The organism is Halioglobus japonicus, assembly GCF_001983995.1.
GTDB classification, from domain to species: Bacteria; Pseudomonadota; Gammaproteobacteria; order Pseudomonadales; family Halieaceae; genus Halioglobus; species Halioglobus japonicus.
In genome coordinates this window covers 3,188,556-3,211,765 of record NZ_CP019450.1, presented here as the reverse complement: position 1 = coordinate 3,211,765, position 23,210 = coordinate 3,188,556, and the positions used below count along the sequence as shown (strand labels likewise).

The following is a 23,210-nucleotide window of genomic DNA, read 5'->3' as shown; positions in this document are numbered from 1 at the left end:
CGCGATTACTCGCTCGGGTGGGGTATCAGTTCGATTCTGTACAACCACGGCCAGCGTTTGCCGGTGACCCAGAGGGCGCCGTCCTGAGGATTGCGGGCAATGCCATTGAGTACATCGGTATTGGGTTTGCGATCATCGCGGGGCAGCAGGCCAGCGAGATCGATATTGGCGGTGACTTTGCCGGTGGCCGGATCGATGATGACGATGCGATCCGTCTGGTAAATGTTTGCCCAGATCTTGCCGTCGATCCACTCGAGCTCGTTCAGGTGGTTCACAGGTGCGCCATTGAGAGTGACGGCCACTGAGCGTTTGTGCTGAATTTCACCCGGGGTGAAAAAGTGCAAATGATGGCCGCCGTCGGTGTAGATCAGCTTTGAACCATCGGTGGTGAGGCCCCATCCCTGACTATTAATGGGATGCCATTTGATCGGTTTGAGGGTCGCAAAATCAAATTCCAGCAGCATGCCTTCGCGCCAGGTGAGCTGATAGAGCTTGTCATCCAGGCGGGTGAGACCCTCGGCAAACAGGCGCGGATTCAACGGAACATCGTGTTCCAGCGACATGGATTCGAGGTCATAGCGGCGCAGTCGCGATTTGCCGTACTCGCCGGCGCTGACATACAGCTTGCCGTCGTGAATTTCCAGGCCCTGGACATAGTTGGCCCGATCGTGGGGGCGCTTTTCCAGCACGCGATAAGTGTACTGTTCGACCGCCATACTCATCGGTGCCAGCACGAACAGGAGTAAAGCGATGGCTGTACGCATCAAATGCGATTCCTCGCCAGATCACGGATCAGGAAGCGCGCCGGTGCCAGCGCCCGTTGTAATTCCCGGCTCAGGGGCACAGCTTCGCGACACACCATGCTGGCCAGCACTTGTGCTGTCAGTGGGGCTGAACTCAGGCCGCGTGAGCCGTGGGCTGTGTTGACGTACAGATCTCGCATGTAGCTTCCATGATCCGGGATCACCTGCCTGGCATTTTTACGCAGCCCGGCATAGTTGTGCAAGAAGGCGTCGAAGTCGGGCACGGGGCCGGCTATCGGCAGGTAGTCGGGGCTTGCGCAGCGAAAGCCGACCCGGCCTTCGAGCGTGCCCACGTCGATGGCGTAGATAGCGTCGCGCCACTCGGGCAGTGCCGCCGCCAGGCGCCGTAGATTGTGCAGGTGGTCTGCGTCACGAACATCTCTGTCGTCGTCCTTGAGGTTAAAGGTGGCCCCGATGCAGTGCCGGCCCTGTCGTGCTGGCGCAATATAGCCCTCGTGACAGAATCCGGCGGTCAGGGCGGTAACGGCAGGGTTCTCCGGTACTAGGCTGGTCTGGCCGCGAATGGATTGCAGCGGCAGCCACTCAAGGCCCGCAAATTGGTGGGTTGCCACCCCAGTGCAAATAATTGCAACCTCCGCCTTTGTCACGGCACCCTGGACGCTAGTGGCGACCCAGTGCTGGTCGTCACGGGCCAGTGACAGCGCACCGCAGTGCTCGGTAAGCGTAATGTTGGGGTGGTTGGCCAGCGCGGCACATACCCCCGGTGGACGCAGCCAGCCTGAGCGTGGAAACCAGTAGCCTGGCTCGCTCGGTTTAACACCCAGGTGCGATACGGCGGCATCGGGTTCCAGCACTGCCGCGAGCTGGGGTAGCGCCTGCAGGCGCTTCCTCAACACCGCGAGGTCCTCGGCGTTGCGGTGCTGATGAAAGCTGCCACACAGTGCGCCGTCGTCACCCTCGCGCAGCAGACCCAAAGCAAACATCGACCGATACATCGCTGCGGCAAAGGTGAAACTCTGCAGGGCGAAATCCGTCAGGACCGAGTGGCGCCGCGACAGCCGTGTGTAAAGTATCCCCTGATCGTTGCCCGACGCTTCGCCCGCCAGTGGTCCCGAATCCAGCAGGCTGACCTGTATCCCGCGTTGGGCGAGCGCCGCGGCAGTGGTGCAGCCCGCCAGGCCGGCACCGATGATGATAGCGGTGCGCGGTTGCGGGGTTGGCGCAGCAGATGCTTTGCTGAGGTCCCATGGGGTGAGCTGCGCGGGTGATGGGGCGGGCCGGGTCTCGAGCTGGCCGCGCAAGCACTCTCGCTTGCGCCCGAATCCCGGTACTTTCTCGACCTTGAACCCACTGGCCTGCAGGCCGCGTCGTACGTGCCCGGCAGCGGTAAAGGTAGCGAAGGTGGCGTCGTCGCGACTCGCCTGGGCAATGGCGGTATACAGTGCCGGCTGCCACATGGCGTCGTTGCGCGCCGGGGCGAAACCGTCCAGAAACCAGGCGTCGATCGTAGGACCACGGCTGGCAATATCAGGGAGCGCTGCACCGACGTCCTCCCACCACAAGTCCAGAATCACCTGGCCGTCTTCGAATACCAGACGATGCTGGCCGGGCAGTAAGTCTGGCCAGTGCTGCAGCAGCTGGGTCACGAGCGGTGCGAGCTCTGGCCAATTGCTCAGCGCCCGTGTCAGATCGTCCCGTTGGAGTGGAAACTTCTCGACAGACAGGTAGTGCAGGCGCGGTCGTTGCGGACCGAGCTGGCGCCACAGCTGCCAGGTGAGCAGAAAATTCAGGCCGGTGCCGAAACCGGTTTCACCGACGCCGAAGGTCGGGCCGCGGGCTTCCATAAGGCGCTCGCCGAGCCGATTGCCGTCCAGAAACACGTGGCGGCTTTCGGCTGCGCCGTCTTCACCCGAGTAGTAGACGTCGCCAAAGATCTCAGACAGCGGATCGCCGTTGTCGGTCCAGTCGAGCCGTGCGGGGGTGACAGGTGTCCAGGGTTCGTTCTCGCGGTTCACGCAAAGCCTTGTTGAATGCTGTTGTGGGGGCGGTTCGTCGCGCCGCACAGCATAGCAAAGGCCCGCCTTTATGGCAGGGTTTTCGTTGCTCGCAACCGCCTGTGGCAGTAGACTTGCAGCTCTTTTCAGCCGAGGTAAACATGGCAGACAATCAGACCCATTCCATCGAGCGCGACAAGTTCCTGACGATGGCCGTAAATATTCTCCACCGGGCTTTCATCGAGGCGCCCCGAACCGACGCCAAGAACCTGTTCAAACAGGTTGCTGAGGGAAAGGCGGTGCCCCTGACCAAGGTTGAGATGGAAGATAAATCCGTGGTTCGTTTCGACCTGGCGCTGGACCACAGCGAGTATCCAGGCACGTTAAACTACAGTGCGTTTCGCACCAGTCTGGCGACGACCCTGGGCAACCTGGTGAACGCCCTGCAAAACAAGCAGAACATTCCTTCGTTCACAGCGCAAAATCAGCCCAACAATCAGATCATTGGTATTACCGGTGTGACCGTCGAGGACGACGAGCCTTCGGTGATGGTGTTGTCCGTGCAGACCGCGGATCGCGAGGCTGCGGTACTGCTACGCCCCATGTACCTGGACTACGAACAGTTTCAGCGCTCTCAGCAGCAGGCAGAAGGCGGTGAATCAACCGCCTGATACGGTGGCTATGGGCGTGGCCGGCACGGGCAACTGCAGCTTCTCTGACGGAGCGATGACGGTCGACGTGCCGGTGAGTACCAATTTGCCGTCCTGGTTGTAGACCTTGTTGTCTATGATGAGCGTTTTGCGGCGCTCGCCCGTATCAACCACTTCCAGTTCCACCCGCACCTCGTCACCGATCTTGACCGGCAGGCGGAATTTGAGCGATTGCTCCATAAAAATACAGCCTGGCCCGGGCAGTTTCATGGCCAGCGCGGCGGAGATCACCGAGGCGGTCAGCATACCGTGGGCAATGCGCTCCCCGAATCGGGTGCTGGCGGCAAAATCGGGGTCCAGATGGAGTGGATTGACGTCGCCGGAAACTGCGGCGAACAACTGTATATCGAGCTCGGTGACCTGCTTGGAATAGCTGGCAGTTTGGCCTATGGTGATTTCGTCGTAGGTGAAGTTGGTCAGCGTACTCATGGTCTCTCTCATATCAGCGGGGCCCAGAGCATAACCCAGGGTGCAATTGCACCGCCACGATAATAGGCTCGTGAGGGAGCATGACAAACCAGAAGGGGGTGCTCCCCGACCTACAGATAGAATACCCAGAAGCACTTCCGGTCACTCAGCGCCGCGAGGAGATTGCCCGCGCCATTGCCAATCACCAGGTGGTGATCGTGGCCGGTGAAACCGGTTCCGGTAAAACCACCCAGTTGCCGAAGATCTGCCTCGAATTGGGTCGCGGCCAGAACGGGCTGATTGGTCACACGCAGCCGCGGCGTCTCGCTGCCCGCACCGTTGCCCAGCGTATTGCCCAGGAGCTGAAGGGGGAGTTGGGCCAGCTGGTGGGATACCAGGTGCGCTTTACTGACAAGGTATCGGAAGACACGGCCATCAAGCTGATGACCGACGGTATCCTGCTGGCGGAAATTCAACGCGACCGCCTGTTGCGCCGCTACGATACGATTATTATCGACGAGGCCCATGAGCGCAGCCTGAATATTGATTTTTTGCTCGGTTACCTCAAGCAGTTACTGCCCCAGCGCCCGGACCTGAAAATTATCATCACATCGGCAACCATCGATGTGGACAGCTTTGCCCGTCACTTTGACGATGCCCCGGTGATTGAGGTATCGGGCCGAACCTACCCCGTAACCACCCATTACCTGGATGCCGATCCCGGCGAGGGAGAGGATGTCCCGCAGCGTATTGCCACACTGGTTCAGGACATCGACGCGGGCGACTACGGCAAACGGGGCGATATTCTGGTGTTCCTGTCGGGTGAGCGAGACATTCGCGAGCTCGCCAAATTGCTGCGCCGTGAAACCCAGCTCGACATATTGCCGCTGTATGCCCGTCTCAGCGCCGCGGAGCAGAACCGGGTGTTTGATCTGGGTAGCCGTCGCGGGCTGCGCGTCATTCTGGCGACCAACGTCGCAGAGACATCGCTGACCGTCCCGGGCATTCGCTACGTCATCGACCCGGGCGATGCCCGCATCAGCCGCTACAGTTATCGCACCAAGGTGCAGCGGCTACCGATTGAGTCGATTTCCCAGGCCAGCGCCAACCAGCGCATGGGACGGTGTGGCCGGGTAGAAGAGGGCGTTTGTCTGCGCCTCTATAGCGAGCAGGACTTCCTGTCGCGCCCTGAATTCACTGACCCCGAAATTCTGCGTACCAATCTGGCGGCGGTCGTCCTGCAAATGACAATTTTGGGGCTCGGTGATGTGGAGGCATTTCCGTTTATCAACCCGCCGGACCCGCGTTTGGTGCGCGATGGCTACAAACTGCTCGAAGAGCTGGGTGCGGTGACACCGGATCGTGAACTGACTTCGGTGGGCCGGCGCATGGCCCGACTGCCGGTCGATCCCCGGTTGGGGCGAATGGTGCTGGCTGCGGGCGAACTGGGTTGTATGGCGGAGGTGCTGGTGATTGCTGCAGCACTGGCGGTGCAGGATCCAAAGGAGCGACCGGCCGATAAACAGCAACAGTCCGATCAGGCCCACGCGCGTTTTCGTCACGAGAAATCTGATTTTCTCGGCTGGCTGAACCTCTGGCGTTACTACGAAGAGCAGCGCCAGGCACTGAGCCAGAATCAGCTGCGCAAATTGTGCAAGAAAGAGTTTCTGTCGTTCATGCGCATGCGCGAGTGGCGCGATATTCACGCCCAGTTGAGCATCGCCTGTCGTCAGCAAAAAATTAAAACGCCTGCTCAGTTACCCGAAGAAGAGAACTATCAGGGTGTGCATCGCGCCCTGCTGGCGGGCCTGCTGGGTAACATTGCCCAGCACCATGAAGATCGCGAGTACCTGGGCGCACGCAATCGCAAGCTGCAGATTTTTCCGGGGTCCGGTTTGTCGCGTAAGCGGCCGAAGTGGATTGTGGCGGCTGAAATTGTTGAAACCAGCAAAGTCTTTGCCCGTACCGTCGCTGCCATCGATCCGCTGTGGGTCGTGGACATCAACCCCGATTTGCTCAAGCACCACTACTACCAGCCGCGCTGGCAGTCGCGCAGTGGCAGGGTCATGGCCTGGGAACGGCTGACCCTGTACGGGCTTACGATTGCCGATAAACGCTCTGTTCACTACGGCCCGCTGGCGCCGGAGGAGTCACGTGAGCTGTTGATTCGCGAAGGCCTTGTCGCCGGTAAGTACCGACAGCATCCGCCCTTCCTCAAGCACAATCTGCGCCTGGTGCGCGAGGTGGAGGAGCTGGAATCGCGCACCCGTCGGCGCGATATTCTGGTGGACGAGGAAGTCATCTTCGAGTTCTACAATGAGCGCCTGCCCGATAACGCCTACACCGCCGGCCGATTGCAGTCCTGGTTGAAGCGCAGCCCGGAGCGGGGCGAGAGCCTGCAAATGGCCCGCGAGCAGCTGCTGGCCCGGGACCCGGGTGGGGAGCTGGAAGACCAGTTCCCCTCCAGTCTCGATTGGCAGGACATGAGTTTTCGCCTGAGCTATCAGTTCGAACCGGGTAAGGAGGCGGACGGCGTGTCGGTCACTGTGCCGGTAGCGCTGCTGAACCGCGTGCCGCGGTTTCTGTTTGACTGGCTGGTACCAGGCCTGCTACGTGAAAAGTGTATTGCACTGGTCAAAAGCCTGCCTAAGGACAAGCGCAAGCGGCTGGTCCCGGCGCCGGATTTTGTCGACCGGGCGCTGGCGACACTCGAGCCGGATGATAGTGACCTGCTTCAGGCGCTGTCGCGTACCCTGGACAAGATGGGTAATGTCCAACTAACGCCAGCGGACTGGTCCGCGGGCAAGCTCGATGACTACTATCGGATGAATGTTCGTGTGGTCGATGCCCAGGGCAAGCTGCTCGCTCAGGGCCGCAATCTGCAGGCGCTGATCGACCGCTTCCGGGACGACACCCGCCAGAGTGTAGGAAAGGCCAAAACGGCTTCACCGGCCCGCGATGGATTGACTCGCTGGGACTTTGGCGATGTGCCCCGTGAATGGCGCTTTCGCCAAGCCGGTCAGGATATTGTTTCTTATCCTGCCCTCGTGCCCCGCGAGAAGGGCGCTGCTATTGAGTTGTGTGATTATCCGGCGGTCGCCAGGCTGGCGCATCGCGAAGGTGTATTGCACATGCTACGCCTGCACAGCGCACAACAAGTGAAATATCTACGCAAGCAACTGTTGCGCGGCAATGACTTTAATCTGGTGCTCGCCGGCGCCGGTCTGGACCGAACCGCGCTGGTCGATGATCTTATCGACGCAGCGTACGTTCAGGCGATGTCATTGGACGAGCAACTTCCCTATAGCGAAGCGGACTTTGGCAAACAGCTTGAACGCGGCAAGGGAGATGTCATCAGTCGCGCCAATGAGATAGAAACTACCGTGTTGGCGGCGCTCAAGCCCCTTGCTACCGCTCGGACCAAACTAGCGGCATCGCCCATGCAGCGCTGGCCGAACATCAAGCGTGATATTGATGACCAGGTCAGTGGCCTGTTGGTCGCGGGATTTTTGCGCGATACACCTGCCAGTTGGCTGGTCCAGTACCCGCGGTATATGAAGGCGCTGCTGAATCGAATCGAACGCCTCAGCGGACAGGTGGCCAAGGATGAAAAATACTGTGCATTGCTGGCCGGGCTCACTGAACCATTGCAGCAGGCAACGAGCCAACGTGCCGGGTTCCTCGCGGCCTGTCCGGCGGCCATGCAGTATCGATTCATGCTCGAAGAGTACCGGGTGTCACTGTTTGCCCAGCATCTGGGGACTCGCCAGGCGGTCTCTGAAAAGCGCCTTGCCCAGCAATGGCGGGAGGTGGAGCAGTGGTTGGAAGCGAATCCACAGTGATTGTTAGTGATGACCCTCTAAAAAAGTTGAAGTTGACGAAACTTAGTTCATCAACTTGAGTCATATCTAGCACGCCAAGGTGCAACGGATGATTTCAGGTCATCGTGGCGGCAAAACTATGAAATTTGGATAACCACAGGGAAATAACCATGTCACAGTCAAAAAAACCTCTTGCAGTCGCTTTCGGTGCCGCGTTCCTGGCGACTTCTATTGCACCTCTGGCAACTGCCGAGGTTAACCCGTTTTCTTCTACTCAGCTGAGCGGTGGTTACGACCTCGCCAACTACGACAAGCACAGCGAAGGCAAGTGCGGCGAAGGTAAGTGTGGCGAAGGCAAATGCGGTGAAGAGAAAGCCGGGGCGAAGGCAAGTGCGGCGAAGGCAAATGTGGCGGCGAGAAAAAAGCCGGCCATGAAGGCAAGTGCGGCGAAGGAAAGTGCGGCGGCGAAAAGAAAGCCGGCGGTGAAGGCAAGTGCGGCGAAGGTAAGTGCGGCGGCTAATGCCTTCTAAAGCAACAGAGTTCCGCGGCGCGGGACTCGGACTCAGGCGGGCCCTTTTGGGTCCGCTTTCGTCTATGCAGCAAGGCGCTGTTGACTTCCTGGAAGTAGCGCCGGAAAACTGGATTGGTGTGGGCGGCCGTTACGGGCGTCAATTTCGCCAGATGGCCGAGCGTTATCCGATCGCACTGCATGGCCTGTCGCTGGATATTGGTGGCCCCGATGAGCTTGATACCGAGCTGGTGAAATCAGTGCGCCGTTTTATGGACGAGTTCGATGTGCCACTGTACAGCGAACACCTCACCTACTGTGCAGCAGAAGGGCACCTGTACGATTTGCTGCCGATACCGTTTACCGAAGAAGCCGTGCACTACGTCGCTGAGCGCGTGCGTCGCGTACAGGACATCATCGGTGAACCGATTGCCCTGGAAAATGCGTCCTATTACGCACAGCCCCATAGAGACCTCAGCGAATCGCAGTTCATTAATGCGGTTCTGGAGGAGAGCGGCTGCGATCTGCTCCTGGACGTGAACAATATTTACGTGAACAGCATTAACCATCAGTACGACCCTATAGAATTTCTCGATGCTTTGCCGCTGGCGCGCGCCAGGTATATTCATATCGCAGGTCATTTCGATGAGGCGGATGATCTCAAAGTGGATACACATGGTGCCGATGTGATCGATCCGGTCTGGAACCTGCTGGCCCAAGCTTACAAGCGGGTAGGCGTGTTGCCGACATTGCTGGAACGCGACTTCAACCTGCCGCCGCTGGAGGAATTGCTCGCTGAAGTAGAGCGGGTGCGAGCGATCCAGCGCGATGGAAGTAACGCTCCGGAGGCCATGACCGCATGACAGTCCAGCAGTTGCGTGACAGCCAGATGCGCATGGCCAGTTACCTACGCGATCCTGAGCACAACCCGGCGCCCGAACAGGTCGAGGAACGCCGCCTGAAGGTGTATCGCGACCTGATTTACAACAATGTGGAAGGTTTTATACGCGGCGGCTTTCCAGTGCTCCGCAGCCTGTATGCCGAAGACGAATGGCGTGCGCTGGTGCGCGCGTTCCTGGATGGCCATCGCTGTCGTTCGCCGTATTTCCTGGAAATCAGCCAGGAATTTATTCAATTCCTTATGAATGAGCACACGCCGCGCCCATGCGATCCGCCGTTTCTGGACGAGTTGGCCCACTACGAGTGGGTGGAGTTGGCTCTGGATGTCGCCGAGCAGGAGTTGCCGCCACGGCTGGAACTGGATGACACCGGATCAGCCTTGCTGACCCTGTCACCCCTGGCCTGGGTATTGGCCTACCAGTTTCCCGTGCATCATATCGGCCCCGGCTTTAAGCCGGAGGCGCCCGCTGATCCCTGTTATCTGGTGGTGTATCGCGATAGACATGATGAGGTGAAGTTCATCGAAATCAATGCGGCAACGGCGCGCCTGTTGGAGCTGTTTCGCGACGGCGATGCTCAGCCGGTCGATACCTTGTTGGCGACGCTTGCCAATGAACTGGGCATGCCATTGGAAAATATGCAGGCTTTTGCCCTGGAGCAGGTTGAGCAAATGCTTGGCCTCGACGTGCTGGTCGCGCAGATGTAATGGTGTGTGATTTGCTTCCCACTGCACCCGCGCGTAACATCCACGTTTCCCGCTGACTCGTATACGTCGATATGAAAACCCTTACTCGCCTGATGCTCACGCTGGCACTTTTGTTGCCCCTGGCCTCGATGGCACAGGAGCAAGAGAAAAATATCGATCCACTGGAGTCGATCAATCGCCCATTGTTTGCGCTGAATAATACGCTCGACAAATACCTGATGCGCCCGGTAGCCGTGGGTTACGACTGGGTCATGCCGTCGTTTGCCAAGCGTGGCGTGGGCAACATGTTTGCCAACATGTACGACTTTAACTCAGCGATTAACGGCGTCTTGCAAGGGCGCTTTGGCGGCGCGGCACAAGGTGGTGGCCGTTTCTTGATCAACAGCACGTTGGGTCTGGTCGGATTATTTGATGTGGCCACGCCCATGGGTATATCACCTTATCGAACCGATTTTGGTCACACCCTCGCCATCTGGGGAGTGGATTCGGGCCGTATATTATGGTGCCGTTCTTTGGGCCACGGACGTTCCGTAGCGGGACCGGCACCATTGTTGATACCTACACGTCGGTACCCACTTATATCGATAATGTTCCACTGCGAAATTCATTGTGGGGTCTGGAGCTGGTGGACGGCCGCGCCCGGTTGCTGGCCGCAGATGAACTACTCACTGGTGACCCCTATATCTTCGTTCGCGACGCGTACCTGCAAAACCGCAATACCTTTGTAAACGACGGCGTTGTCCAGGACAATTTCTCTGACTTTGACCAGGAAGAAGACTGGGAAGAGTTCTGATCCACCCTTGCCGGGCGATGATTGAAAAAGTTGTGAAATCTTGCCAAAACCGGCCAAAGGTATGTTGCCTGTGCTGAGTGATGGGCGTAGTGTCAGCGACAGTTACACGCGAATTATCACTGATGGATGCTCCCGGAACTGCACTGGTCGTAGACCACGACAAATCCCGCGTTTTAGCCTTGGCCGAGCTTGTCAAAGGGCTGGGTTTTGAGCCCGTAATTCATACCACCGCGCTTGGCGCACGTGAATTTCTGCACTCGCGTCCGGAGTTGGACGTCATCCTCTGTGAATTCGATATGGAGGGTCTGACCTGGGATGCCACTCGGCGCTCGGTTCCCGAATTGGACCACCAGATCCCCATCGTACTGATCAGTGATGAGGCTCGCGCAGAGTCAATAATGCGGGCATTGCGCTGGGGCGCCAGTGATTTCTTTGTGCGTCCCCTGGATGACATCGAAGCACTGGAGCGTTCCCTGGAGCGATGCCGGCGCCAGCGCCAGGTAAGGCGTGAGCTTGAACGTTCGCGCAAGCGTCTGGAAGCCGCCAATACCGAACTGCGTGGCACGATCAAAGTACTTGAGCAGGATCAGCAGGCCGGCCGCCAGGTACAGATGCGTATGCTGCCCTCTACGCCGATGGTGCTGGACGACTACGTATTCAGCCACACCGTGATTCCATCGTTATACCTGAGTGGCGACTTCACCGACTATTTTACGGTGGGCGATCGACATGTCACCTTTCTCATGGCCGACGTCTCCGGGCATGGCAGTTCTTCCGCCTTCGCTACGGTCTTGCTTAAAAACCTGTTTGCGCGCAAACGTTCCGATCTGCTGCGCAAGAACGACGATGCCATATACAGCCCGGTAGCTATGCTCAAGCAGGCGAACCTGGAGCTCATGGACCTTGAGGTGGGTAAGTTTGCCACGATGGTTGTGGGCGTGGTCGATACTCAGGAAAATACCTTGCGCTACAGTGTCGCGGGGCACTTGCCTCAGCCGGTGCTGGTGTCCCATGAGGGAGCCCGATATCTGCGAGGAGAGGGCTCCGCGGTGGGCATTATGGCAGACGCCCATTACGAGGAACATCTCATCGATCTGCCAGACAGCTTCATGTTGGCGCTGTTCTCGGATGGGATTCTCGAAATCCTGCCGCCGAAAAATCTGATCGAGAAAGAAAATTACTTCATCCGGGTGTTTGAGGAAACTGCTGACTCACCGGAAGAGTTGGTGACCCGCCTGGGGCTTGACCGGGTGGAGACGGCACCGGATGATATCGCCGCCCTGTTTATTAGCAAACGCGACTGAGATGGACGGAAGAATTCTTGCGGCGAGCCACGACGGCGCCTACGTCATCCGGATGAAAGGTGATGTGCGTGTGACGTTGTGCACTACCATCGAAGAATACTTTCATACCATGTTCGAAGACCCTGAGTTTACGAGTGTCTGGGTGGATTTGTGCGATGCTGAGGGTATCGACAGTACAACGCTGGGTCTGCTGGCCAAGTTGGCCATTAACGTGAAGGAAAAGTACGACTTTCAGCCCGCCATCTTCTCCTGCGAGCCGGGGATTAATCGCCTGCTGAAAAGTATGGGGTTCCAGCGCCTGTTTGAATTGCGCGAAGAGGCCTGTGCCAGTCCCAAAGATATTCAGGAACTGCCGCAGGTCACGGGTAGCGAGGCAACTGTGAAGGCCAAGGTGATCGAGGCCCATCGTGTGTTGATGGGCCTCTCGGAAGAAAATCAGGCCAAATTCAAGGATTTGATGATGGCCCTGGAACGGGGCTGATCAGCGCAGGCTGTAGCGCACTTCTGCGTACACACCCAGGGGCTCTCCCACAAAATATCGATAACTGCCAAAACCGAAATCGGCCCGTTCAGCGTAGTCTTCGTCAAGCAGGTTGGTGACGCGCAAAGCCCCCGACCAGCTCTCGTTGAACGCTGAACTTACCCTCAGGTTAACCAGTTCGTGGCCATCGTACTTGTGCTGGTTGTCTGGCTCCAGATAGTGCGAGCCCAGATAAATCCACTCCAGTTCCGCGGTGCTACTATCGTTGAAGTTCCACCCAAGGCGCGCGCTGCCCGTATGGCGTGGTGCGGTGTCGATGTCGTTACCTTTTATGTCGCCGCTGGAACCGAGCAGCTCGATAGCGCTGGCATAGCGGTGGCGGGCTACGGAAGCGACCGCATTCAAGTACCAGTTCTCGGTAAAGCTGTAGTCAATTGAAAGTTCCAACCCCTGGTGCTCCGTGCTGGCTCCACTGACGTTCTGACGATTGGCATCCTGGAAAATGACTTCGTCTTTCTCCATGTAGTACAGCGACGCGGTATAGCTGAACTTGTCTGTGATGTTGCCGCGCAGCCCCATCTCGATGCTGTCCAGTTCTTCCTCATCCAGGTCGGCGACCTCCTGGCCGGACTGCAGACGGTAGAGCTCCGTCGCCTGAGGCGCGCGGAAACCTCGCGCCAGACGCAGATAGGCACTGTGATCATCGAGCCACTGGTAGTTGACACCGGCATTGAGTGACAGGCCGGTGAAATCGTCCTCGCGGTCGGCGGGACGATAAAAGCGACAGGCAGATGCTTCCGGGCTGCAGGCCGGACCGTCGTCAGTGCGATTGTTGTAGTCGTAGCGGTTGTATTCAAGGCGCGCGCCGCCAGAGAGCTCGAGGCGCTCGGCCGCCCAGGTGGCCTGGCTGAATAACGCTGCACTCAGTGCGTCGACCTGATAATCGTAGTGCACGCCGGCAGGCTGATTGGGGCTGAAGGGCTCTGCCTGGGTTTCCTTCAGCCAGCCGTCGGTGTAATCGAGGTCGGCGCCATTAGTCCAGGCCCAGTTACCAGCCTCTGTGTGCAGTGCACTCTGCAGGCCCAGGCTGGTGTGGCCGTTTTCCTCGACCGGCTGCCAGGGCAGAAAGTGCATGAGGAATTCCATGCTGTTGTCACGCAAGTAAGGCGTAACGACCAGCGTATTCTGCCCGTCCAGATCGCGGCTCATGCGGCTGTAGGCGCGCACCGATCGCGCATCTCGATAGGCTTCAGGATTGGGGTTGGTATCTTTCAGGTCTTCGTCGGCGTAAGCCTTATAGCCGGTAATGAACCCGGCAGTTTCCTGATTCAGATTGGCATAATCCAGTACTGAGGTGATGCTCCAGTTTTCGCCCTGATAATCATCGCGCAGGGTAAGTTTCTGTTGGTCAAAACCTGAGTCAGCTTTGTAGCCGCCGTCGCTGGTGCCGTTGAAGCTGATGCCGAACTTGTGAGCCCCCGCGCTGCCGGCATAGCGGTACTTGCCGCGGTAGTAGTCGTGTGGCCCGGCCTCCAAGGCAATACTGTGCTCTGGAACGTCTGGGGCTGCACTCAGTATATTGATGACACCGTGCATGGCATTGGAACCATACAGAGCCGTTGCCGGTCCTTTGATGACTTCAATAGCGCCGGCCTGTTCAGTGTTGGCGTCAAACAATTGGTTCACGTTACAAAAACCGGGTGCACGCAGGGCAATGCCATCGGCAGCCATGTAAAATGCACCACAGCTACCCGCACCGGTGAGTACCGGCGAGCGCAATGAAGGCAGACTTTCCTGGCCATTGCCGCGACTGATCCAGGCACCCGGTACCTGTTGCATCAACTCGTTGATGTGGACCTGGCCGGCCAGGTTAATGGCCTGCTGATCGATACTGGACCAGCTCAGGGGCAGGTTGTCGGCATTGGTGGGCAGGCGGGTGGCGGTAACCAGCACTTGCTCCTCTACCAATTCGTCGGCGAAAGTCGGGTTGAGGGTGCAAAGCAATACAGCCGCAGCCAGCGGTAGTCGATAACTCATAAGATTAGTGTGACGCGATAATGTTGGGATTGGTAGCAGAGGCCGCCGGCCCCTCGCGATTGCGCACCGCGTCAGCCACGCGGAACATGGGGTGTTTGAGCATTTGGATCAATTCATCGGAAGCGCCGGTGCGCTCCAGTGCCAGATCCATACATTGCAACCACTGATCTCGCTCCTCGGGACCGATGTGGTAGGGCTCATGGGGTTCGGTCATGCAGACCGTGCCGTGCTTGTCGGCGTACAGCGGTGGCCCGCCCATCCAGCCGATCAGGTAGTCGGCGAGCTTTTCCTTCATGGGCCCCAGGTCGGCCGCGTGCATCGCCCGCAGCCTAGTGAGCTCGGGGTGCTCGTCCATGATGTCATAGAAGGTGCTGGTGAGATTGCGAATGCCTGGTTCACCAAGTATCTGATAGGGAGTTTGTGGTTGATTCATCGTTATTCATTTCCTGCTGGACCACATACGGCGAGGTCCTTGGGCGCCTATTGTAGCGAGGCTGGGGGTAGCTTGTCAGGCTTGAGTGCGGATATTTGCGGCTGCTGGTATGGCACAGTTATGACAAAGCCGGCAACGCTCGCCGGGCCCGTGATGGCTCTGCTAGAATGCGCGCTTCCATAGAGGGCTACGAAGCCCTGTTCGTGTGCTGCAACCAGGTGAATGTTCCTTATGAGTCTTGCCCAACAAGTGATGGCTGTGAACAACGATCTCCCCATACGTACAGGCGCGCCTGTGCACAGTGGCAAGGTGCGCTCAGTGTATTGGTTGACGGATGAGGACAGCGCCCGCCTGGTGCAGGAGCGTGGCTACGATGTTCCGGCAAATGCGCCCCTGGCAATTATGGTTATCTCGGATCGAATCTCCGCCTTTGACTGCATCTGGCATGGCGAGGGGGGGATGGCCGGCGTGCCAGGCAAGGGCGCCGCGCTCAATGCCATTTCGAATCACTGGTTTGAGTGTTTCCGCAACCAGGGCCTGGCCGATAGCCACATTCTCGAAATTCCCCACCCACTGGTGTGGATAGTGCAGAAAGCCAAGCCTGTGATGATCGAAGCGATTGCCCGGCAGTATATTACCGGTTCCATGTGGCGCTCTTACGCCAATGGCGAACGGGAGTTTTGCGGTATTTCGATACCCGATGGTCTGGAGAAGGATCAAAAGCTGCCGCAGTTACTGATTACACCATCGACCAAGGGAATTCTTGAGGGTATTCCCGGGGTACCTGCGGTGGATGACGTGAACATCACGCGCAGCGATATCGAGAACAACTATGCCGCCTTCAATCTTCGGTCAGCCGCGGATGTATATCGCTATGAGCAGTTGCTCACGGAGGGCTTTGCCCTGATCAGCGACCAGTTGGTCGCGCTTGACCAGATCTTTGTCGATACCAAGTTTGAATTTGGCTATGTCACCGACAAGGCGGGCAACGAGAAGCTGATTTACATGGACGAGGTGGGCACGCCTGATTCGTCGCGGATCTGGGATGGGCCGGCCAGGCGCGAGGGTAGGGTGGTCGAAAACTCCAAGGAGAGTTTCCGCCAGTTATTGCTCAACCACTTTCCCGACCCCGACATTCTGCTGAACAAAGATCGCATGGCCGAGCGCACAGCGCTCGCGGCAGACAACGCACTGCCCGCGGACGTACTAATGGATGTATCCGTAACCTATACAGGCATAGCCGAGAAGATTATCGGCAAGCCCGTGGATATTTCTGCTAATCCCAAGGCCGAGATTATTGCTGTGCTCAGGGACGAGTTTGGCCTGATCGACTAGGCGCCGATTCATGATGCTGACAGATCCCGCGTTTTATCTGGTCAGTATTCCGGCTGTGCTGCTGTACGGCATTTCCAAGGGCGGTTTTGGCGGTTCGGTAGCGGTGTTGTCGGTGCCCATGATGGCGCTTGTTATGCCGCCGACCCAGGCTGCTGCCATTATGCTGCCCATTCTGGTTGTCATGGATTTTTTTGTAGTGCGCACCTATTGGGGGCATTACGATCGCCTTGCCCTGAGGGTGTTGTTGCCGGGGGCAATTTTCGGCATTTTGCTCGGCTACCTCAGCGCTGATGCTATGAACGATAGCTATATGCGCATTATGGTGGGAGCCATTTCCCTGTTGTTTGGCCTGCAGAGCCTGTTCGCGATGCGCGCAGATGTGCAGCGCAAGCACAACCCAGTGGCGGGCACGCTGTACGGTACCGTGGCCGGCTTTACCAGCTTCAGCATTCACGCCGGCGGGCCGCCTTTTACCATGTATCTTATGCCCAAGGGCCTCGCGCCGCTGTTGTTCGCCGGTACGGCGGGGCTTTTTTTTGCCGTGGTGAATGTGGTCAAACTGGTGCCGTACACCTTGCTCGGACAGTTCAGCGCCGACAACTTGCTTTACTCCCTGGCACTGGTGCCTCTGGCCCCGGTAGGCGTGCGTATCGGACACTATCTGGTGCGTCGCTCTGAGCCGGCCGTGTATTACCGCATCATCAGTTTCTTCCTGCTGGTGGTGGGTGCCAAGCTGTTGTGGGAGGGCGTTACCGGTGTGTAGGGCAAAAAAATTGGCCGCGTCCGGCATGGTGGAATGGTGCAGCGCTGACTAGGCTAACTGTTCTTACGTCGGGAACTACCGCTATGAGCGCCATACAATTCGAAAAACGCGGCCACCAGGCCTGGATTACTCTCAACCGCCCCGAGGCAAAAAATACGCTCAACGGCGAGGCCTTTGTCGGCCTGGCGGACGCCTGGGATGAGGTGCGTGCAGACACCGATATCCGGGTGGCGGTTGTCACGGCGGCGGGCGATGAAGACTTCTGCTGCGGCGGAGACCTTGGCGATGTTATCCCGCTGTGGACTGGTGCTCGTGAGCCCACCTCGGAACTGGAAGAACGCCTCAAGAACGACCCGCTGATTTCCGATAAGGTGATGTTGAAGGGAGAACCGTTGTACAAGCCGGTGGTGGCCGCGATTAATGGCCGGGCGCTGGGCGGCGGCACTGAGCTGATCCAGGCGACTGACATTCGCATTGCCGCTGAGCATGCCCAGTTTGCGCTGCCTGAGCCGAAACTGGGTATTGTTCCCGGTGCCGGTTCCATGGTGCGCCTGACACGGCAGTTGCCCTGGGCCCACGCGATGAAGATTCTGCTCGGCGGCGCACCGGTGAGTGCAGGGGAAGCGCTGGCCATGGGGCTGGTGTCGGAAGTGGTGCCCCTGTCGGATCTTCAGGCGCGCGCCGAGTACTATGCGGATGCCATTTGTGCACAGGCGCCGCTGGCGCTGCAGGCGATTAAGCGTACCGCGCTGGAAACCCATACCCAGCCCTGGGCAGAGGCCTTTGGTTTTGAAATGGGCCAGGCCGCGGACATTATGATGAGCAAGGATGCGCGCGAGGGCACCCGTGCATTTCGTGAAAAGCGTGCGCCTGAGTTCAGCGGTGAGTAAGTAAAGCTACGTTCAGGTATTAGCCGCAGGGCTGCTTCTTCAGCAGCGTGACTGGCACCCTTGGCATTGCTCTGCTATAACGCCTCAATCGGAGGTATCAATGAACGTTTACAAACTTTCCCCTACGGTCGGCGTTGCCGGCCAGATTCGCCCGGAGATTATTCCCCAGATTGCTGAGGCCGGTTTCAAGGTGTTGATCAACAATCGGCCCGACGGTGAGGAGCCCGGCCAGCCCAGCAGCGCAGATATTGCCGCAGCGGCAAAGGCGGCGGGTTTGGAGTACCACTACCTGCCGGTGACCGCGATGGACTTTCCCGGCCCCGCAGTGGATCAAATGGCGGACTTTTTCGACGATGAAGACCGTCCCGTGTTTGCGTTTTGTCGCACCGGCACGCGCTGCACTAACCTGTGGGTGGTGACCCGCGATGTCGATGCTCAGGACGAGGCCGCCGCCCAGGCTCGCGGCATCGGTTTTGATCTGAGCATGGCTGCCCGGGTCATCTAGGCGGGCTGCGGCCATGGAGACGCGTTCCGCGGCCGACGTGCTGGCTCAATACGGGCTGCCGTATTTTCGTGAGTTGGCCACCTTTGGCGCGCTTTCTGATGAGGCCATTGAAACCCTGTTGTGGGATGGCGAGATCCAGTTTCTGGCTCAGGGCGAGAAGTTGGAGCGAATTGAAGAGCCGGCGGACGATTTCCAGGTGGTGCTCTCAGGTAAGACGGCGTTTTATAAGCGCGGCGATACCTGTGAGGTGCTGACCCGCTACTATTGCCCCGGCGATCAGGTCGGTTTCGATCTTATGATTGGCATGATTGAGCACAACGGCACCGATGTCGCTGTTAAGGACACACTGTGGCTGAACATCGACAAAACGCTGTTTTATCGCCTGCATGTGGAGTACCCGGCGGACTTTGGGTTGCTGATGATAAATCTCTCGCGCGAGCTGTCGCGAGAGATAGAAATTCTTGAGGATGTTCTCGTGGGCGCCGGTGACGGCGCCCAGCAGGCGGGTTGAACTCAGGCTTCCGGCGTGTGCCAGATCGGCGAACTCCAGGCCCGCTCCTGGATGACTTTCTTGTGATCTGCCGCGCAGCAGTTTTCCATGCCTGCGGGAATCGTGGCCGGGTCGTCGCAGCGTACGCCGGCGTCGACACAGATTAGCTGGCTCCAACGACAGGTTGGGTTTTCCAGTACCCGGGTGTAGTAAAACGCCTGTGCCTCAGGATCGAAATCGTTGTCCTGCCAGACGCTGCACAGCTGTCCGTGGCCCGCGCCCTGGGTTTCGCAGGTATTGATATCGACCGTGGCGTCGTTGTCAGCACCGGCAACATTCAGCACCTTCTCGTGCAGTTCACCGTCTTCATACCAACGTTTGATCAACTGCAGGCGCTGTAGCGGCATGCCGGGATACTCATCGGTGCCCGCATCCGCCACGGCCGAGACAATAAAGCGTGGTGCCGTGTTGTCGGCGTCCGGTGCGGCCATATCGCCGCCCATGGGTACGCCACCCTCGTAGCCCTGGGCGACCATGTCAGGTGCGCTGCATACGTCTTCCGGGTAATCCCAGCCACCGAAGAAGCGCAGAACAGGGCGGGTGCCACTGGTGGCATAGGCTTCGCGGCGCTGCATTGCGGCGAACAGGGATTCACGGGTGTTTTCCTCGGCGTACAACACGGCAAGGCCGCCGGGGCCGTACTCGAGTTCGTCAGGCAGGCCCACGGGCACACCGTCACCTGCACCCATGCCGGCGCCGCCGTGGCCCGGGTGGTTCTTCTCCATAGCCAGGCCGGGAGCAGCAATGTGCGTATCGGTGCTGGACACCAGGCCGTACTTGAAGCTGTTTACGCCGAGTTCTTCCTGTTGCTGCAGACCTTTTTTCAGCGCGTAGCGCAGGAAGTTTGAGGCATCGGGCTTCTTGGTGACGGGCTGATCCTCTTCAGGCGCAAGCCGTGCCAGCCACGATAGTGGCAGCCCGCCGGGGGTGCCGCTGTCTTTGCCGCCGAAGGTATCGTAGTTCAGTTTTTCAAAATCACAGTACTCATCTTCGGACCACACTGGCAGGCGGCTGTCACATTCTGATGAGCCCTTGTGCTGCATCACCTCGAACAGCGTGTTCCAGCGCGCGCGGCGCTCGGCTTCTTCACGAGTGACAGGCTCGGGGGGAGTAGTGGAGTTTTCCAGGCGAGCAGTTTCAAACATGAGGCCGCCACTGAGATTGGAGTTGTGCGGGATAACCACCGCATCACAGCCGGGGTTGTTGGCCACACACTCGTTTTCCAGGTAGTTCCATAAGTCTACCTGGGAGGGTGTGTCGATCCAGGACAGTGCGTAGTCGGGCACCTTATCGTTCTTGAATACGACATTGTGATGCAGGTTCTGGCCCGAGCCGACGGACGCTGTCCATTCATAGGCGATGAAGCTGGTGAAACTGCAGTCGGAGCTGCGGTCATAGGCTTCTTCGGCGGCGCGCTGCACGTCGGCCCAGGTGTTGGTCGCCTGCTCCAGGCAGACCTCGTGATTGTCACCGCACATGCTGCTCCAACGCATCTTGCCGCTTAGACCCATAGCGGCCAGCGTGGCAAAGGTGGTGCTGGGGACGTAGCGATGTGCCATGCATACCGGGTGCCAGTAGCCTGGCGAGCCTTGCACATTACACATGCGCATCTCGCCCATGAACTCCGAGTGATCAGTGACCGCGGTGAAATCCAGTGCCCGGTCAATCTTGATCGTGCGCAAAGGCTTGTCATTCTCGTCGTAGGGTTTGATACCCAGCGCCTCTCCTTTGGCAAAACGGTAGGCCGCATCCGGCTTGTTGCGGGTGTCCTGTGAGCGGGCGTCAAACGACCAGGCTGTGTGTACATGGGTGTCGCCAAAGTGAGGTCGGCGCAGCGGGTCGTGATTATCGCAGGGCTGGGCGGTGCTGGTGTGCGCGAAGGACGCGAGCAAAGCCGCACTGGAGAGTAGGGTGAGAGAGCGCATATGAGTACCCGCTTTGATTTTTCGCTGTTGGTGCACAGGCTTTCATGGATGTAACACGCTGGTAAAGCGGGCGGTATTGGAAGTTGGACCCTCGTAAAATTTAATACGAGTATCTCAGGTCTAGCCCCCAGCTGCGCGGTTCGCCCCAGTATACGGCGCGGCTGGCGTGGGGGAGGTTGTCGATCGTAAACGTGACATAGTCTTCATCCAGCGCATTTTGGATCCAGGCGGATACCGACAGTTCACCCTTCGCCACGGCGATGTCGCTTAGCGACAGCCTGGCGCCCAACAGGCTGTAGCTATCTATGGCTAATTGATCGTCCTGCTTTTTGCGCTCATCTGTATAGCTGCCGTTGATGTTGAGGGCCCAGCTGCCCCAGCTGAAATCGGCGATCGCGTAGTCCACGTTAAAGCTGGCGCTGTTGTTTGGTGCGTTATCGAAGTAGAAGCGGCGGGATTCACCGCTAAAGGGGTCGATCACGTCGTCTATGTCTGTGTCCAGGTAGGCATAGCTGACCCGGGCTAATAGCTTGCTGGAGAGAAAGGCCGATGCCTCAAGTTCGATCCCGGAGAGTGTGGCGCTGCCGCTGTTAAACACCCGGGTGTCGGAAATACTGTTGGGCAGCAGGAAATTGAGTTGCATGTCCTCGATATCCGAGTAGAACGCCGCGAGGCTGAAGCGCAGTGCCTGTTGGAGCCATACACCTTTCAGCCCTATTTCTGCAGTGCGATTAATCTCCTCGTCAAAGCCCTTGGCAAAAGATTCGGGGTTGGGGTCGCGGGTATTGAAACCGCCGCTCTTGTAGGCCTCCACGACCTTGGCGTAAAGCCGCGTACCCTCGCTCCAATCGTGCTCTACGCTGGCACTGAAGGACAGGTTGTTGAAGTCCTCTTTTGCTGCCGCCTCGAAGTCCGAGGTTTCAAAGGGGCCGAGTACAACGTCGCCGAAATCAACGTAGTTTTCCTGTCGAAACAGCCGCTCGACCTCACGCTGGTCGCGCGAGTAGCGCCATCCGAGGGACAAATGCCAGACGTCGGTAGCGTGCCAGGTCAGCTGGTTGTAAATGGCCAGGGCCTGGTTCTCGATTTGGTTGTCTTCTGCGCGGATGTTCACCGCCACGGCCTGATCGCCCGACTCAATAATGGGGAAGCTGAAAATGTGGTGCATGGGAAACCAGTTCTCACGCGCTTTTTCCTCGAAGTAATACAGTCCGGCAATCGCATCCAGAGATTGCCATTGCCCCAGCGCCTGAAACTCCTGGGAAAACTGCTCCTGATCCACCCGCGTGCGCACGCTAGGGTAGGTCTGCTCGCCATTACCCAGGCTAATCGCCGAGAAGTCCACGCGATACTCCTCGCTCGCGCCGCTGGCGAAATCAATGTAGCTGTCATCGGTCAGCTCGCGCCAGGCGGTAATGGATTTGAGCGTCAGTGGCGACCAATCCCAGCTCAGTGACAGCGCGTGACCTTCAATCGTTGTGTCGGTTGGCAGCAGCGGCACACTGGTGGCAAGGGTATCCAGGCGGCGTTCGCTGTAGGTGACAAAGCGCTGCGAACTGATGATCGCCGCGTCTACGGGGGTGCCTGTGGGAATGCCGGGGGCCACGGCCTGGGGAGTGTAGTTATAGGTCTCCAGCCGTGATTTATCCCAGCTGTAGTCGAGGGTTAACTGATCACCCGGTTGCCAGCGCCAATCGAACCTATAGGCCTCACCGCGATAATCGCCAAAGCCTCCGCCCGGGCCCTGGTTACCGATGAAACCATCGATCCTGTGTCCGAGTGCCGCCAGCTTAATGGCGTGCTCGCCACCGAGGGGAAGGTTTACACTGGCTTTGGCAAAGCGCCGGTCGCGATTTCCCGCGCCCAGCTCCATGTTGGCCGCGGGCCGCTCGGCATCCGGTTTCGACGTGACCATGTTCAGCGCGCCGCCGGTGGTGTTGCGCCCGTAGAGCGTACCCTGGGGCCCCCGCAATACTTCGATTCGTTCAAGATCAGCGACGTCGGTGGCCAAGCCCGTGGAACGGGCGAGGTAAACCCCGTCGAGATACACGCCGACGGCGGGGTCCTGGGTGATCTGGACATCGGTAATACCCAGCCCGCGGACAAACAGGCGCAGCGTCTGTTGGCTGGAGGGAAAACGATCGATGACAAAGTTGGGTACCTGAGCGCGGATGTCGTCGATACCGGCGATGCCGAGATCGCGCAGCGTGTCCTGTTCCAGGGTGACAAGTGACAGCGGTGTTTCCCGGGCGGACTGTTCCACCAACTGGGCAGTCACAATGACCTCCTCGAGCCTGGTGTCGAGTGGCTGGGCCTGGGCGGCAGCGGCCGTCAGGGAGGTGGTGAGTCCCAGGGTGAGGCTAAGGCGCAGTTGCATGCACGG

At 58.6% G+C, this 23,210-nt stretch carries 19 protein-coding genes and 1 pseudogene; 13 read left to right on the top strand and 7 right to left on the bottom strand.

Annotated features, from left to right (window positions below):
- Positions 1–5 precede the first annotated feature (5 nt).
- Positions 6–764, bottom strand: coding sequence for a glutaminyl-peptide cyclotransferase (locus BST95_RS15150; RefSeq protein WP_084200380.1), 759 nt, complete (start codon positions 762–764; stop codon positions 6–8).
- A complete protein-coding gene (gene mnmC, locus BST95_RS15145) occupies positions 764–2,779 on the bottom strand; it encodes a bifunctional tRNA (5-methylaminomethyl-2-thiouridine)(34)-methyltransferase MnmC2/FAD-dependent 5-carboxymethylaminomethyl-2-thiouridine(34) oxidoreductase MnmC1 (RefSeq protein ID WP_169843961.1) in 2,016 nt (671 codons plus the stop codon). Before mnmC ends, BST95_RS15150 begins: the two co-directional genes overlap by 1 nt.
- A 140-nt stretch (positions 2,780–2,919) precedes the next feature.
- On the opposite strand from mnmC, the gene BST95_RS15140 reads away from it, so the two are divergent.
- Positions 2,920–3,429 (top strand): hypothetical protein, encoded by a 510-nt coding sequence (locus BST95_RS15140; protein ID WP_146004153.1) that lies wholly within the window; start codon positions 2,920–2,922, stop codon positions 3,427–3,429.
- Here BST95_RS15140 and BST95_RS15135 read toward each other — a convergent pair.
- On the bottom strand, positions 3,418–3,897 hold the full coding sequence (locus BST95_RS15135; protein WP_084200377.1) for a MaoC family dehydratase: 480 nt from the start codon (positions 3,895–3,897) through the stop codon (positions 3,418–3,420). The two genes, BST95_RS15140 and BST95_RS15135, sit on opposite strands and share 12 nt — an antisense overlap.
- A gap of 80 nt (positions 3,898–3,977) precedes the next feature.
- Between BST95_RS15135 and hrpA the strand changes: the two genes are divergently transcribed.
- The 7 genes and pseudogenes from hrpA to BST95_RS15100 all read left to right on the top strand — a co-directional run bounded on the left by hrpA (position 3,978) and on the right by BST95_RS15100 (position 12,389).
- Positions 3,978–7,718 (top strand): ATP-dependent RNA helicase HrpA, encoded by a 3,741-nt coding sequence (hrpA, locus tag BST95_RS15130; RefSeq protein WP_084200376.1) that lies wholly within the window; start codon positions 3,978–3,980, stop codon positions 7,716–7,718.
- 149 nt (positions 7,719–7,867) lie between these two features.
- Entirely contained in the window at positions 7,868–8,227 is a 360-nt protein-coding gene (locus BST95_RS15125) for an HvfA family oxazolone/thioamide-modified RiPP metallophore (RefSeq protein ID WP_420866353.1), read from the top strand.
- Positions 8,217–9,068 carry an HvfB family MNIO-type RiPP peptide maturase gene (locus BST95_RS15120; protein ID WP_084200375.1) on the top strand — a complete coding sequence of 284 codons (852 nt, stop codon included), beginning with the start codon at positions 8,217–8,219 and terminating at the stop codon, positions 9,066–9,068. Before BST95_RS15125 ends, BST95_RS15120 begins: the two co-directional genes overlap by 11 nt.
- Entirely contained in the window at positions 9,065–9,811 is a 747-nt protein-coding gene (locus tag BST95_RS15115; RefSeq protein ID WP_084200374.1) for an HvfC family RiPP maturation protein, read from the top strand. Before BST95_RS15120 ends, BST95_RS15115 begins: the two co-directional genes overlap by 4 nt.
- Positions 9,812–9,882: 71 nt before the next feature.
- A pseudogene (locus BST95_RS21430) lies at positions 9,883–10,604 on the top strand (MlaA family lipoprotein).
- A gap of 122 nt (positions 10,605–10,726) precedes the next feature.
- Positions 10,727–11,908, top strand: a complete 1,182-nt coding sequence (locus BST95_RS15105) for a PP2C family protein-serine/threonine phosphatase (RefSeq protein WP_084200373.1) — start codon at positions 10,727–10,729, stop codon at positions 11,906–11,908.
- Position 11,909: 1 nt separating this feature from the next.
- A complete protein-coding gene (locus tag BST95_RS15100) occupies positions 11,910–12,389 on the top strand; it encodes an STAS domain-containing protein (RefSeq protein ID WP_084200372.1) in 480 nt (159 codons plus the stop codon).
- On the opposite strand, the gene BST95_RS15095 is transcribed toward BST95_RS15100, so the two are convergent.
- Both BST95_RS15095 and BST95_RS15090 read right to left on the bottom strand, forming a co-directional pair.
- Positions 12,390–14,426, bottom strand: a complete 2,037-nt coding sequence (locus tag BST95_RS15095; RefSeq protein ID WP_084200371.1) for a TonB-dependent receptor — start codon at positions 14,424–14,426, stop codon at positions 12,390–12,392.
- Between the two features lie 4 nt (positions 14,427–14,430).
- On the bottom strand, positions 14,431–14,859 hold the full coding sequence (locus tag BST95_RS15090) for a group II truncated hemoglobin (protein WP_084200370.1): 429 nt from the start codon (positions 14,857–14,859) through the stop codon (positions 14,431–14,433).
- Positions 14,860–15,090: 231 nt separating this feature from the next.
- Between BST95_RS15090 and BST95_RS15085 the strand changes: the two genes are divergently transcribed.
- The 5 genes from BST95_RS15085 (at position 15,091) to BST95_RS15065 (ending at position 18,863) form a co-directional block, all read left to right on the top strand.
- Positions 15,091–16,194, top strand: coding sequence for a phosphoribosylaminoimidazolesuccinocarboxamide synthase (locus tag BST95_RS15085; protein WP_084200369.1), 1,104 nt, complete (start codon positions 15,091–15,093; stop codon positions 16,192–16,194).
- Positions 16,195–16,204: 10 nt separating this feature from the next.
- On the top strand, positions 16,205–16,957 hold the full coding sequence (locus BST95_RS15080; protein ID WP_229801584.1) for a sulfite exporter TauE/SafE family protein: 753 nt from the start codon (positions 16,205–16,207) through the stop codon (positions 16,955–16,957).
- An 83-nt stretch (positions 16,958–17,040) separates the two neighbouring features.
- Positions 17,041–17,847: an enoyl-CoA hydratase-related protein gene (locus BST95_RS15075; protein ID WP_084200368.1), complete on the top strand. Its 807-nt coding sequence runs from the start codon at positions 17,041–17,043 to the stop codon at positions 17,845–17,847.
- A gap of 100 nt (positions 17,848–17,947) precedes the next feature.
- Complete coding sequence (locus BST95_RS15070) at positions 17,948–18,352, top strand: protein tyrosine phosphatase family protein (protein WP_066051822.1); 405 nt, start codon at positions 17,948–17,950, stop codon at positions 18,350–18,352.
- Between the two features lie 13 nt (positions 18,353–18,365).
- Positions 18,366–18,863, top strand: coding sequence for a cyclic nucleotide-binding domain-containing protein (locus BST95_RS15065; protein ID WP_084200367.1), 498 nt, complete (start codon positions 18,366–18,368; stop codon positions 18,861–18,863).
- 2 nt (positions 18,864–18,865) lie between these two features.
- On the opposite strand, the gene BST95_RS15060 is transcribed toward BST95_RS15065, so the two are convergent.
- Both BST95_RS15060 and BST95_RS15055 read right to left on the bottom strand, forming a co-directional pair.
- The gene (locus tag BST95_RS15060) at positions 18,866–20,827 is read right to left on the bottom strand and encodes a DUF3604 domain-containing protein (protein ID WP_084200366.1); all 1,962 of its coding nucleotides are present in this window, start codon (positions 20,825–20,827) and stop codon (positions 18,866–18,868) included.
- Between the two features lie 100 nt (positions 20,828–20,927).
- Positions 20,928–23,204, bottom strand: coding sequence for a TonB-dependent receptor (locus BST95_RS15055; RefSeq protein WP_169843960.1), 2,277 nt, complete (start codon positions 23,202–23,204; stop codon positions 20,928–20,930).
- Positions 23,205–23,210: the final 6 nt, after the last annotated feature.